Raw genomic sequence first — 12,536 nt, 5'->3', positions numbered from 1 at the left:
GCAGTCGGCCAACGCCTGGTCCGCGGACGCCCTGGCCGGCTCCGGCGTGCGCTGACGGGAGAAGGCATGCAGCGTCGCAGCATCCTCCTGGCCGCCCTGGCTTCCGGCGCGGGCGTGTCCGCCCGCGCCGGCGAAGCCGGCCGAGCCCATAGCGGCAGCGAGATGCTCGACCTGCCGGCACGCATGAGCGCGGTGGCCGACCAGCGCCTCATCACCGGCATCGCGCGCGCCGGCGACCGCCTGGTGGCCGTCGGGCAGCGCGGCCACGTCTTGCATTCGTCCGACGGCGGCCAGGCATGGGTGCAGTCCATGGTGCCGGTGAGCACCGACCTCACCGCCGTGCGTTTCGTCGACGACAGCATCGGCTTTGCCACCGGCCACGACGGCGTGGTGCTCGGCACGCGCGACGGCGGCCTCGGTTGGAAGCGACTGCTCGACGGACGCCAGGCCAATGCGCTGGTGCTCGACCAGATGCAGCAACGCACCGCCGCGGCCGATGCCAGCGACACCGACCGCAAGCTGCTCGACGAAGCCAGGCGCAACGCCGAGGCCGGCCCCGACAAGCCCTTCCTCGACCTGCATTTCCACAGCCCCAGCCAGGGCTTCGTGGTCGGCGCCTACGGGCTCGTGCTGCGCACCGCGGATGGCGGCAAGCGCTGGGAGTCGTGGTTCGACCGCGTCGACAACCCCGGCTTGCTGAGCATCTATGCCATCTGCGSCKCGCGCGGCGCGACCTACGCCGCCGGCGAAGCCGGGCTGCTGCTGAAGCTCGACGCCGATGGCCGGCGATTCCGCGCGCTGACCTCGCCCTACAAGGGCAGCTTCTTCGGCGTCCTGGCCACGAGCGCSGGCGTGCTGGCCTTCGGCATGCGCGGCAATGCCTTCCTGAGCGTCGACGAAGGCCAGWSCTGGCAGCCGGTGGACACCGGCCTGCCGGCCAGCATCGTGAGCGGCGCGGTCGCCGCCAACGGCACCGTGGCGCTCGTCGACCAGGGCGGCAGCATYGYGCTGAGCGTCGATGGCGGACGCCACTTCACCCGTTCGGGCCTGCGCCCGCAAATGCCGCTGGCCGCCGTCGCGTTCAGCTCGAATGCCTCGCTGGTCGTGGGTGGCCCGCGTGGCCTGCGCACCGTCGAGYTGGCGACCAAGGACAAATAGAAATGGCAGTCTCTTCAGGCCTCGACCGCATGCCGGTCGTGCGCGACCTCGCGGATTTCCCGCGCGACTCCGGCAACTGGCTGGAGCGCGCCGTCTTCAACCACCGCCTGGCGGTGACCCTGGCCTGCCTGGTCGCCACACTGGTGCTGGGCATCTTCGCCACCCGCGTCGCGCTCAACGCCAGCTTCGACAAGATGATCCCCGTGGGTCATCCCTACATCCAGAACTACCTGAACAACCGCAGCGAACTGCGCGGCATGGGCAACACGCTGCGCGTGGTGGTCGAGAACGAGAAGGGCGACATCTTCGACGCCCGCTACCTCGATGCGCTCAAGCACATCAACGACGACCTGTTCCTGACGCCGGGCGTGGACCGCGCCTGGGTCAAGTCGCTGTGGACGCCGGCCACGCGCTGGACCGAAGTGACCGAGGAAGGCTTTCAAGGCGGGCCGGTCATGCCCGACAACTTCAACGGCGCRCCKGCCAGCGTSGAGCGGCTGCGGCTCAACGTCGCGCGYGCGGGTCTCGTCGGCAGCATCGTGGCCAACGACTTCAAGTCGAGCGCCATCGTCGCGCCGCTGCTCGACGGCGSCAAGGACGGCCGCCTCGAYTACTGGCAGCTCTCGCGAGAAGTCGAGACCAGGATCCGCGACAAGTACGAGCACGGMCTCGCGCCGGACGGCAAGCCCTGGGGCGTGAAGGTGCACGTCATCGGCTTCGCCAAGATCATCGGCGAYCTGCTCGACGGGCTGCTGCAGGTGATGCTGTATTTCGGCGTCGCCACGATCGTCGCCGGCTTGCTGCTGTACGGCTACACGCGCTGCGTGCGCAGCACGGCGATGGTGCTGGCCTGYTCGCTGGTGGCGGTGCTCTGGCAGATCGGTCTGGTGCGTCTTGCGGGGCTCGAACTCGATCCCTACTCGATGCTGGTGCCTTTCCTCGTCTTCGCCATCGGCGTCAGCCACGGCGCGCAGAAGATGAACGGCATCATGCAGGACATCGGCCGCGGCACGCATCGGCTGGTGGCCGCGCGCTACACCTTCCGCCGCCTGTTCCTCGCCGGCGTCACCGCGCTGCTGGCGGACGCGATCGGCTTCGGCGTGCTGATGCTGATCCCGATCCCGGTGATCCGCGAACTGGCGCTGACCGCCAGCATCGGCGTCGCGGTGCTGATCTTCACCAACCTGCTGCTGCTGCCGGTGCTGCTGTCGTATGTCGGCGTGAGCCCGGCCGCGGCCGCCCGCAGTCTCGAGCTGGAACAGGAACAGGCCGCCGGCCGCGGGGGGCGCGTCTGGCGCCTCCTGGGCCACTTCGCGGAAAAGCGCAGCTGGGCGCTCGCCGCCATCCTCGGCTCGCTGGCGCTGACCGTCGGCGGCTATGCGATCAGCACGCGGCTTCAGGTCGGCGACCTCGACCCCGGCGCGCCGGAGCTGCGGCCGGACTCGCGCTACAACCGCGACAACGCGTTCATCACGAAGAACTACTCGCTGTCCAGCGACCTGTTCGCGGTCATCATCAAGACGCCGAAGGAAGGCTGCCTCAAGTACGACACGCTGGTGCACGTCGAYCGYCTGGCYTGGGAGCTGCAGCAGCTGCCGCAGGTGCGCACCACCATCGCGCTGACCGACGTGGTGCGGCAGATCACCGCCGGCTCCTTCGAAGGCAACCCGAAGTGGCAGACCATCTCGCGCAACCAGGACATCCTGAACTACGGCGCGCAGCAGGCCACGGTCAACAACCCGGAGATGTTCAACACCGAATGCTCGGTGATGCCGCTGGTGGCCTACCTCACCGACCACAAGGCMGAGACRCTGCAGCAGGTRYTGCGCGTGGTGGAGAAGTTCGTCGCCGAGCATCCGACCGACCCCGCCGTGGTGCAGGTGCTGCCGGCCGCCGGCTCGGCCGGCATCGAGGCGGCRACCAACATCGTGGTGCACGAGGCCAACCGCACGATGCTGCTGTACGTGTATGCCGCGGTCATCGCGCTGTGCTTCCTGACCTTCCGCTCGTGGCGCGCGGTGGTGGTGGCGGTGATCCCGCTGGTCATCACCTCGATCCTGTGCGAGGCGCTGATGGTGCTGCTGGGCATCRGCGTGAAGGTCGCGACCCTGCCGGTGATCGCGCTCGGCGTGGGCATCGGCGTCGACTACGCGCTGTACCTGCTGAGCGTGCAGCTGGCCGGRCAGCGCCGCGGCCTGAGCCTGGCACRGGCCTACAGCGATGCGCTGCTCTTCACCGGCCGCGTGGTCGCGCTCGTCGGCGTGACGCTGGCCGCCGGTGTGATCACCTGGGCCTTCTCGCCGATCAAGTTCCAGGCCGACATGGGCATCCTGCTGACKTTCATGTTCCTGTGGAACATGGTCGGCGCKCTCGTGCTGATCCCGGCGCTGTCCCACTTCCTGCTGAGCGACCGGCACTTCAGGAAAGAAGAACAGACCGATCCCGACGCCACGCTGGTGCCGGCCTGATCTCATTCAAAGGAAAAGACAAATGAACGGACTCATGATGCAGCAGTCGCTGCTGATTTCCTCCTTGCTCACGCATGCAGAGCGGCACCACGGCGAGCAGGAGATCGTTTCCCGACGTGTCGAGGGCGGCATCCACCGCTACACCTTCCGCGACATGGCTGCGCGCTCGCGCCGCGTGGCCAATGCGCTGGCCTCGCTGGATGTGACGCGCTCGGATCGGGTGGCCACACTGGCCTGGAACGGGCATCGCCACATGGAGCTCTACTACGCGGTCTCGGGATCGGGCGCCGTGCTGCACACGCTCAATCCGCGCCTGCACGCCGACCAGCTGGTGTGGATCGCCGACCATGCCGAGGACCAGGTGCTGTTCTTCGACCTCACCTTCCTGCCGCTGGTGGAGGCGATCGCGCCGCGCGTGAAGACCATCCGCCACTTCGTCGCGATGACGGATCGTCAGCACATGCCCAAGGACAGCCGCATCGAGGGCCTCTTGTGCTACGAGGACCTGATCGACGAGGGCAGCGACCGGTTCGCGTGGCCGGAGTTCGACGAGAACACCGCTTCGTCGCTCTGCTACACCTCCGGCACCACGGGCAATCCGAAAGGCGTGCTCTACAGCCATCGCTCGACGATGCTGCACACCTTCGCGGCGGCGCTGCCCGACATGTTGAACTGCTCGGCCCGCGACACGATCTTGCCGGTGGTCCCGATGTTCCACGTCAACGCGTGGGGCCTGCCGTACGTCGCCTGCATGGTCGGTGCCAAGCTGGTGTTTCCAGGACCCGGACTGGACGGCAAGTCGCTGCACGACCTGTTCGAAAGCGAAAGCGTCACGCTCTCGGCCGGTGTGCCGACCGTGTGGCAGGGCCTGCTGGCGCACGTCGAGGCCAACAAGCTCGGCTTCCGCACCATGCGTCGCACCATCATTGGCGGATCGGCCTGCCCGCCATCGATGATGCGCGCCTTCCAGGAACGCTACGGTGTCGCGGTGCTGCATGCCTGGGGCATGACGGAGTTGAGCCCGATGGGCACGGTGTGCACGTTCAAGCCTGCACATCAGTCCTTGCCGGAAGAGGCGCGCTACGCGGTGCAGGCCAGGCAGGGCCGCGCCGTATTCGGCGTCGACATGAAGATTGTCGGCGAGGACGGCGCCGAGCTGCCCTGGGATGGACAGGCCAGCGGCGATCTGCTTGTGCGTGGCCCTTGGGTGGTCTCGCAATACTTCCGCGGCGAGGGCGACTCGCCGCTGGTGAAGGCCGAGGGCAAGGGCTGGTTTCCCACCGGCGACGTAGCCAACATCGACGAGTTGGGCATCATGCAGATCACCGACCGCAGCAAGGACGTGATCAAGTCCGGCGGCGAATGGATCGGTTCCATCGATCTGGAGAACATTGCCATGGCCCACCCGCAGGTGGCCATGGCCGCCTGCATTGCGGTGCCCCACGCCAAGTGGGACGAGCGCCCGCTGCTGGTGGTGGTGAGGAAGCCGGACCAGCCCTTGTCGCGCGACGAGTTGCTGGGCTTTTACGAAGGCAAGATCGCCAAGTGGTGGACGCCTGACGACGTGGTCTTTGTCGACGCCATCCCGCTGGGTGCCACCGGCAAGATGCTGAAGAACCGGCTGCGAGAGTTGTACCGGGACCATCCGTTGCCGGCGCCTTCAGCCCGCCGCGATGTGTCATGACCAGGAACGTTCCGCGGTGTTTTGCCAACTGGCCTGGCCGCGGACATCCGTGGGTCTTGCCGCCCCACAGCAGACCTTGCCTGTCCTGGATGGATGCCTATACTGAATCCTTTCTGCCGCGATGCGGGGCGCTCTGCACCGCACCGGGTCGCAGATGACAAGGGGTCTCCGGCCTCGGAAGCCGGGGATTGAAGACATGACCATCCCGAACAATCCCGTCACAGCGATCGACATCCTGCTCGAGCCAGACGCCAGGATGCTCGAGCACGCTGAAGCCAACAACGCTCGCCTGCTTCAGGTTTTCCCCAAGGGGTTTGCTCTGGACGCGACCCACCGCCCGCACGTCACGCTGGTGCAGCGGTTCGTCCGCACCGCGGACCTGGACGAGGTGTATGCCGCGGTCGAAAAGGTCGTCGCTGGAACCCGACTGGGCGACATGGAGCTGGAGGCCATCAAGTACTACTACATCCCGAGCCAGGAGATCGGGCTGGCCGGCATCGTCGCGAAGTCCACGCCTCAGCTCCTCCAGCTGCAGGAGGCGCTGATCGAGGCGGTGACGCCGTTTACGACCGAGACCGGCGACTCGGCCGCGTTCGTCACGACACCCGATGACCCTGTCATCGACCCGATGCTCATTCAGTACGTTTCCGTGTTCGTGCTTAAGGCTTCCGGTGAACATTTCAATCCGCACGTCACCACCGGCGTTGCCTCGCGCAAATACCTCGACGAAATGCTCGCCGAACCGTTCGAGCCGTTCAGCTTTTCGTTCAGCGGCGCCGCCATCTATCAGCTGGGCCAGTTCGGCACTGCGGCCAGGAAACTCAAGGCGTGGAATTTCAAGGAGCGGGCATGAATCCGAAGAGGCTTTCCAGTTGGAACGACGGTCCGTCGCGCACTGCGATCGTGGACTTCGTCGAAAGGATTACCCGGTCGGGCAGTTCCGATTTCGTGCCGCCGTCCGATCGGATCGCGACCTTCGACAACGACGGCACCCTTTGGTGCGAGCGCCCCCTCCAGGTCCAGTTCTTCTTTGCGCGGGCACGCCTAGAACAGTTGGCGCAAGCGGATCCATCGTTTCGAACACGCGATCCGTTCAAGACCTTCCTCGAGCACGACATGACCAAGATCCCGGCCCTCGAGAAAGAGGACCTGCTGCACCTTGCAGCAACCGTGCACTCGGGCACGACGGTGGACGAGTTTGGTCAACTCGCCCGGCAGTGGCTCGCTTCTGCCAGGAATCCGACGCTCGGGCGCCCCTTCACCGAGTTGACATACAAGCCACAGATTGAACTGCTGCACTTCCTGCGCGAAAACGGGTTCAAGACCTTTGTCGTCTCCGGCGGTGGCATCGACCTCATGCGCGCGTGCAGCGAAAGGCTCTACGGGGTGGCGCGAGATGAAGTGATCGGCAGCAGCATGAAGACGCGGTTCGAGATGCGCGACGGACGGGGCGAACTGGTCAAGCTGGCCGAAATCGAAAGCTTCAGCGACCGTGAGGTCAAGGTGAACAGCATTTCCCGCCATATAGGTCGTCGTCCGATCCTCGCCTTCGGGAATTCCGACGGTGATCTCGCGATGCTGAGGTACACGCAAACAGGCGAGGGGCCGCGCCTGGCGCTGCTGTTGCACCATGACGACCCGGAAAGAGAATTCGCCTACGACCGCGACTTCCCCCTCAGCCCGCTGGCGGAAGCACTCGATCACGCGGACGAGTACGGCCTCCAGGTGGTCAGCATGAAGCGCGACTGGGCGCAGGTCTTTTCGGGTTGAAGATCAAGCTTTGGTCCGCAACCCCGGGAAGAGCTTGAACGCATCGTCGCGAATCATTTCAATGGCCTCTGCGCCCGTCAGCTGGGCATCCGGCGAGATAGTCGGCACCGTTGCGCCCAACATTTTCTCCAACGCCAAGATGCTATGCACCAGTGCCTTGCCGAGCGGCGACAGTGGCAGATCCGGAGGAAGCAGGGCGACGTCGAACTTCGGAACCGGCCGGGGGGCGACGTCAGGCCATTGATCCGGTGTCCTCGGCTTGCCGAGCGAAAGAACAGGGGCGAGGTCCGGCGCCGAGGCGTCGCGTGCGGTGAGAGGGCGCCCGAGCGACCACCGCTTGCGCAGGGTCTGGATCACGGAGGTGTGGCGATATTCATCGTTGACCACGGTGCGCTCGGGAACCCATGCCGAGATTCCGATGGCGGGCACCCGCGCGCCAGATCGATTGAACGTGAACCCCATCTGGCCGGCCGGTGCCGAGCGGTTCGGCGGCACGGCGGACGGAGGCGGTACATGGTCGTAGGTGCCGCCCGATTCGTCGAAGGCGACCAGCAGGAACGTGTTGAGGTAGTTCGATCCGCTCGACGATGTCGACGAGCGGACCGCGTCGTAGACCGTTGCCAGCAGCGCGTCGCCACCCAGCAGAGAGGACGGCGGATCGTACGGCAGGCCGTGCATCAGCGCCGAGATCGGCGGGTGCATGTCATTGTGGCCATGCCACAGGTTCGGTTCGATGAACGAGTAGGTCGGCAGGCGGCCTCTTCTGGCGTCCTCGAGGAAATCGGCCACCGTCGAGAAGTTGGTCGCGAAGCGGTTGCGCAATCGCGAGGCGTGAATGATCCCCGTGAAGGAGGCTGGGCTTGGCGCATCGCAGTAGACGCGCCATGTCAGTCTCTTGGCCTCCAGGCGTTCGAAGAGCGTCTCTGCCTTGTTGTGAACGGGAAAGGAGTCGGGAGGGGACATGTTGACGACGTATCCCGAAGCCGTACCCGCATGGAAGAACGAGCGATTGGTGAAAGTCTGCGACGGCACCTCGCAGAACCAGTGGTCGAAGACGGCGAAGCCACGAGCCAGCGCCGACATCACCGGCATCTGCTCCGGCGCGTACCCCGTCATGATCTGCGCGTACTCGTCGTAGGTGGGCTGCCGCTTCATCTCGGCCGTGAAGGCGCTGATGTAGTCCATCACGAATCCATCCATCGTGGGCTGCCGGCGCGGATCGCTCGGCGCGTTGTACGGAGCCACCATGCGCGCCAGCGGCATGAACCGGTTCTTCGGGTCCAGGGTTCCGTACAGATCCGTGTTGATATGCGGGTACTCCTCGCCCGGATCCGGCTGCGGCGTGTTCATCGTGGACGACATGACGTAGGGCACGAACTTGCGCTCGGCTCCATGCTCGGCCCATTCCGGGATGGGGTTCTTGAGATCCTTGCCGATCACCCCGTCGAAGGACTTGACGTCGCCCGGTGCGTAGAGGCGACCCAGCAGATTGTCGAATGAGCGGTTCTCGAACATGAGAACGACCACGTGGTCGAGCGCCTTGCGCCGGTCGCTGCTGGACCCTTGAGCCCGAGTGATCTCGGGGAAGGCAACGGTGGCAGCTGCCGCACCGACGATCTCGATCACCTTGCGCCGTGTTGTCATGGCTCACCTCGCTGGCCTGAATTTCGACCGAAACCGCGCGCTCCGAGGCGATCTTTTGGGTCGCAGAGCTGAAGACTAGCTTCGTTGCGCCGTTTGACAATCCCAGCGCCCACGTAGTCCACGTACGTGGACCTGTGTCGATCTCGGCGTGCGTGTCAACTCAGGGGTTCATCTCATACGCGCCCGCCAGGCTGCGCGCCTGCCCCCAGACCGTCTCGAAGCGGGCGCGATCCGCTGCAGGGCGGCGGATGCATCTCTGCGCGGCGGACTGCTGCGCGTCCGTTGCCGATGGCTTGTTGAACAGCATGAGGGCGGAGCCTGAGAAGTCGCGCACAAGCACATCGAAGATCTGATCCACAAGCGCCGTCTCGGTGCCTGCGATCGCGGCCTGCTGGAGGATCAGTTCGGCATACGGCACCAGCGTGAACATCTCCCCAATCGCGAGCATGAAGTCCAGATCCTTCTGCTGCGAGGGTGACGGCGCAGCGCCGCCGAACATGGATCGCAGCGCATCGATCTGTTCGGTGAACACGGCGACGTTCGGCACGTGAGCGAAGCTGGCAAAGACCGGCCGCCAGTCATGAAAACGCACCTTTTGCAAGCCCTTGGTCGGCCCCTGGCGAAACAGGAACTCATCGTCCACGGCATCCCTGCGCGTCGGCACCTCGTTGAGCGCCGGGCTGGCATTGCCCGGGTTGAGCAGGTAGCCGGGCATGAACTTGAGCGCCAGCGCCAGGTTGACGTGCACGGTGCCCTCGATCTTGGGGAAGCCCTGCAGGCCGAACTGGGCCATCTGGAAGAACATGTCCTTCTCGAATCCCTTCGCGGAGATCACGTCCCACAGGTCGGCGTACGCTTTGGCGCCTTGCCGGGTGACGGTGATCTTCTCGACGGTATTGAAGAGAAGATAGCGCCGGTCGTCCAGGGATGCGGAATGCATGTAGTCGATCGCGCGCTCCCCGAACAGCTTCATGCCCGCGAGGCGCGTGTAAGCATCCGTGAACAACGCCTGCACATGCGCAAAGTCGGTGACCTTGGCGTTGAAAAGCACGCGCCGCTCCGCGTGCGTGATCGCCTCGTAAAAGCAATGCTCGACCAGTCCGACTGCACCGAAGCCCAGGTTGAACTTGCCGACGTTGACGGTGTTCATGCCCGCATCGAAAGCCTCCTGCCCGGTATGCAGAACGTCGGCCGAAGTGACCGGGTAGTCTTCAAGGTCGAACGCCGCGACGTACATCTGGCTGGCCACGACGTTGCCGCGCAGCTTGTAGGCCGGGTGCTGGCTGTCGACAGTAAAGAACACGTAGGCATCCGGGCCGTCGATGCCCGCGATGCGGCCGAACACGGACACCATGCCAGCGACGTTGCCGTTGCCGATGTAGTACTTGCCGCCGTTGGCCTTGTAGCCGCCACGCCCGTCGGGGGTCAGGACCATGTCAGTCGTGTAGATGTCCGCGCCGTGCTCCCGTTCGGAGAGGCCGAACGCGAGGACTGCACCGGCGTCGAGCAGCGCCGCGGCGCGCTGCCTTGCCTCGGCGTTGGCGCTTTGCCAGACGGGGCCCAGGCCGAGAATGGTGACCTGCCAGACGTACCAGTACTGCCCGCCGTAGAAGCCGAGGATATGGCTCATCATCGCGATGCGGCTCGTGTCCCATCGCTTGCTCGGATTTCCGCCGCCCTCGGCCGCCGGCGTGAGCAGCGTGGCGAATACCCGCTCCCGTTTCAGGAACTCGATGAAGTCGGCATACCAGATCCGTTCGCGGTCCTGTTCGAGAAGCACGCGCTTGCCGCGCTGCTCGAAGAAGGCGATCGTCGCTTCGAAGATGCGTCGCGATTCGGCTTCGAAGGCGCAGAAGTCTGCGGCGTGCGGATTGAACAGGAGAGTCGCGCTCATGGGATGGGTTTCGATGTGAACGTCAGCGATGCAGCGTGTCACGTCAATGGTTTGTTGTGGACCTTCGACCCCTCGAGTTCACGCTCCGAACTGCGAGAAATCGGCAGGCCGCTTCTGCGCAAATGCAGCGAAGGCTTCGCGCGCTTCGGCGCTCTTGAGGCGGTCGGTGAAATGCACGCTCTCCCGGTCCATCTGGGTTGCGATGGCTTCCGCCTGTCGCATGAGGCTTTTCGTCAGCTTCAACGACCCCGCGGCCTGCCTGGCGAGAAGCTGTGCAACCTGCTGAGCTTCGCCATGAAGCTCAGTCGGCGACACAACCCGATTGGCGATGCCCCAGTCCAACGCTTGTGCAGCGGTGATCGGCTTGCCCAACGCGAACATCTCGAATGCGCGGACGTGGCCGATGCGAGCGGGAAGCAGCAGACTCGAGGCAGCCTCCGGCACGAGGGCGAGATTCACGAAAGGTGTAGACAGGAGCGCATCCTCCCCGAGCACGACGAAATCGCAGTGCAGCAACATGGTGGTCCCGACGCCGACCGCGCGTCCATTGACGGCAGCCACCAGTGGCCGGGTCGAGCCTGCGAGGGCGCGAAGAAATCGAACGACATGGCGCGGCTCACCGGTGCCGGCATCACCGCTTGCTGCAGTGGCGGCGAACTCGCCCAGGTCGTTGCCGGCGGTGAACATGGCGCCTTGGCCTCGGATCACGATGGCACGCACGGCAGGATCTTCCTCGGCGCCAATGAGGGCGTCGGCCAACACCGCGTACATCGCATTGGTGATCGAGTTCATCTTTTCCGGGCGCGCGAGCGTGAGAGTGAGGACGCCTTGGGCGGATTCGACGGTTACGTGGTCAGTCATTGTTTCTCCTACGGTTCGTTCCCCATCGGGGTGGCTTGGAATATATTTCGCAGGCGAAGTATATACTTCGTGCGCGAAATAAAATTGCCGTTCGTGTACCAATCAATCCGGTACGGTCCGGCGCACTTACAGATGAGAAATGAATGAAGGATCAGAAGAAAACGCGGCTGGTCTTCCTGCTCAACGTGGCCCAGAGGTCGGTGGAGCGATGGATCGAGAGCAAGGCAGACGGGCAGATGGCCCTGTCAGCGGCGCAGGCAGGAACGATGTTTTTCCTGTCGCGTCATGACGGCGCGCTCGTAGGAGACGTTGCGCAGGCGCTGAAAATCGGCGCACCCGCGATGTCCGGGCTCGCCAACAGGCTCGAACAGGCAGGCTATCTGATTCGAAGGCGTGATCCGGAGGACGGTCGCGCCATTCGCCTCTATCAAACCGAAGAGGGGCGCGCCGCCGGACAACATGCCAAGGCAAGGCTGAGTGCCTTGAATTCGCGATTGAGTGAAGGCTTCACTGCGGACGAAATGGAGGTTGTCGGAAGATGGCTGGAATCACTACAGCGCAAGTTGTCCCTCGAGGACATCGAGGGGCACCGCGAGTAGCCGCGACCGGCTACAGTCGGCTGCGGATTCAACCGGTCGATGCAACACACTGAGGCCTGCCATCGGCAGAAGGAGTGTTGCAGATGAAGTACCGGACACGAACCTACTACACGGACTGGCAGAAGTCATTGATGTGGGAACGATGGAGGGAGGGATGGACCCTCCATCAGATTGCTCATCTGTTTAATCGGGCACACACGTCCGTACAAAAGATTCTGTCCCGTACGGGCGGCATTCGACCACCGGAGCGAAGCCGGTCCCCGATGGCTCTGACATTGGCCGAGCGCGAGGAGATCTCACGTGCAATGGCGGCTGGCTTCTCGATTCGCGCGATCGCCCTGATCCTCGAGCGAGCTCCGTCCACCGTAAGTCGCGAGATCAAGCGCAACGGTGGTCCAGGATGCTATCGAGCGACTCAGGCCGACCAGGCAGCGTGGGACCGGGCCCATCGCCCCAAG

The 12,536-nt window shown here is 64.7% G+C and carries 10 protein-coding genes; 7 read left to right on the top strand and 3 right to left on the bottom strand.

Going from position 1 to position 12,536, the window contains the following annotated elements; genetic code table 11:
- The 5 genes from AC1D2O_RS37000 to AC1D2O_RS36980 form a co-directional block, all read left to right on the top strand.
- A partial coding sequence (locus AC1D2O_RS37000) for a WD40/YVTN/BNR-like repeat-containing protein (protein ID WP_478158871.1) occupies positions 1–1,158 on the top strand: 1,158 nt, incomplete at its 5' end.
- A 2-nt stretch (positions 1,159–1,160) separates the two neighbouring features.
- Positions 1,161–3,626: an efflux RND transporter permease subunit gene (locus tag AC1D2O_RS36995; protein WP_478158870.1), complete on the top strand. Its 2,466-nt coding sequence runs from the start codon at positions 1,161–1,163 to the stop codon at positions 3,624–3,626.
- Positions 3,627–3,648: 22 nt separating this feature from the next.
- Positions 3,649–5,310 carry a 3-(methylthio)propionyl-CoA ligase gene (locus tag AC1D2O_RS36990; RefSeq protein WP_478158869.1) on the top strand — a complete coding sequence of 554 codons (1,662 nt, stop codon included), beginning with the start codon at positions 3,649–3,651 and terminating at the stop codon, positions 5,308–5,310.
- Positions 5,311–5,506: 196 nt separating this feature from the next.
- Complete coding sequence (locus AC1D2O_RS36985) at positions 5,507–6,163, top strand: 2'-5' RNA ligase family protein (RefSeq protein ID WP_478158868.1); 657 nt, start codon at positions 5,507–5,509, stop codon at positions 6,161–6,163.
- Positions 6,160–7,080 carry an HAD family hydrolase gene (locus AC1D2O_RS36980; protein ID WP_478158867.1) on the top strand — a complete coding sequence of 307 codons (921 nt, stop codon included), beginning with the start codon at positions 6,160–6,162 and terminating at the stop codon, positions 7,078–7,080. Before AC1D2O_RS36985 ends, AC1D2O_RS36980 begins: the two co-directional genes overlap by 4 nt.
- Before the next feature lie 3 nt (positions 7,081–7,083).
- Here AC1D2O_RS36980 and AC1D2O_RS36975 read toward each other — a convergent pair whose 3' ends face one another.
- The 3 genes from AC1D2O_RS36975 to AC1D2O_RS36965 all read right to left on the bottom strand — a co-directional run bounded on the left by AC1D2O_RS36975 (position 7,084) and on the right by AC1D2O_RS36965 (position 11,479).
- Positions 7,084–8,724, bottom strand: coding sequence for an alkaline phosphatase family protein (locus AC1D2O_RS36975; protein WP_478094232.1), 1,641 nt, complete (start codon positions 8,722–8,724; stop codon positions 7,084–7,086).
- A gap of 160 nt (positions 8,725–8,884) precedes the next feature.
- Positions 8,885–10,618 carry an acyl-CoA dehydrogenase family protein gene (locus AC1D2O_RS36970; protein ID WP_478158866.1) on the bottom strand — a complete coding sequence of 578 codons (1,734 nt, stop codon included), beginning with the start codon at positions 10,616–10,618 and terminating at the stop codon, positions 8,885–8,887.
- A gap of 78 nt (positions 10,619–10,696) precedes the next feature.
- The gene (locus tag AC1D2O_RS36965) at positions 10,697–11,479 is read right to left on the bottom strand and encodes an enoyl-CoA hydratase (RefSeq protein WP_477650542.1); all 783 of its coding nucleotides are present in this window, start codon (positions 11,477–11,479) and stop codon (positions 10,697–10,699) included.
- A 143-nt stretch (positions 11,480–11,622) separates the two neighbouring features.
- On the opposite strand from AC1D2O_RS36965, the gene AC1D2O_RS36960 reads away from it, so the two are divergent.
- Positions 11,623–12,078 (top strand): MarR family winged helix-turn-helix transcriptional regulator, encoded by a 456-nt coding sequence (locus AC1D2O_RS36960; protein ID WP_478158865.1) that lies wholly within the window; start codon positions 11,623–11,625, stop codon positions 12,076–12,078.
- Positions 12,079–12,161: 83 nt separating this feature from the next.
- On the top strand, positions 12,162–12,536 hold a 375-nt coding region (locus AC1D2O_RS36955; RefSeq protein ID WP_477650540.1), incomplete at its 3' end, for a helix-turn-helix domain-containing protein.

The organism is Variovorax sp. P1_G12, from assembly GCF_056405555.1.
This window is presented reverse-complemented; position numbering and strand designations above follow the sequence as displayed.

Excerpts from the sequence above, each read along its gene's own strand:
- AC1D2O_RS36985 (WP_478158868.1), top strand. The coding sequence starts at position 5,507 with ATGACCATCCCGAACAATCCCGTCACAGCGATCGACATCCTGCTCGAG.
- AC1D2O_RS36965 (WP_477650542.1), bottom strand. The coding sequence starts at position 11,479 with ATGACTGACCACGTAACCGTCGAATCCGCCCAAGGCGTCCTCACTCTC.
- AC1D2O_RS36970 (WP_478158866.1), bottom strand. The coding sequence starts at position 10,618 with ATGAGCGCGACTCTCCTGTTCAATCCGCACGCCGCAGACTTCTGCGCC.
- AC1D2O_RS36960 (WP_478158865.1), top strand. The coding sequence starts at position 11,623 with ATGAAGGATCAGAAGAAAACGCGGCTGGTCTTCCTGCTCAACGTGGCC.
- AC1D2O_RS36980 (WP_478158867.1), top strand. The coding sequence starts at position 6,160 with ATGAATCCGAAGAGGCTTTCCAGTTGGAACGACGGTCCGTCGCGCACT.
- AC1D2O_RS36975 (WP_478094232.1), bottom strand. The coding sequence starts at position 8,724 with ATGACAACACGGCGCAAGGTGATCGAGATCGTCGGTGCGGCAGCTGCC.
- AC1D2O_RS36990 (WP_478158869.1), top strand. The coding sequence starts at position 3,649 with ATGAACGGACTCATGATGCAGCAGTCGCTGCTGATTTCCTCCTTGCTC.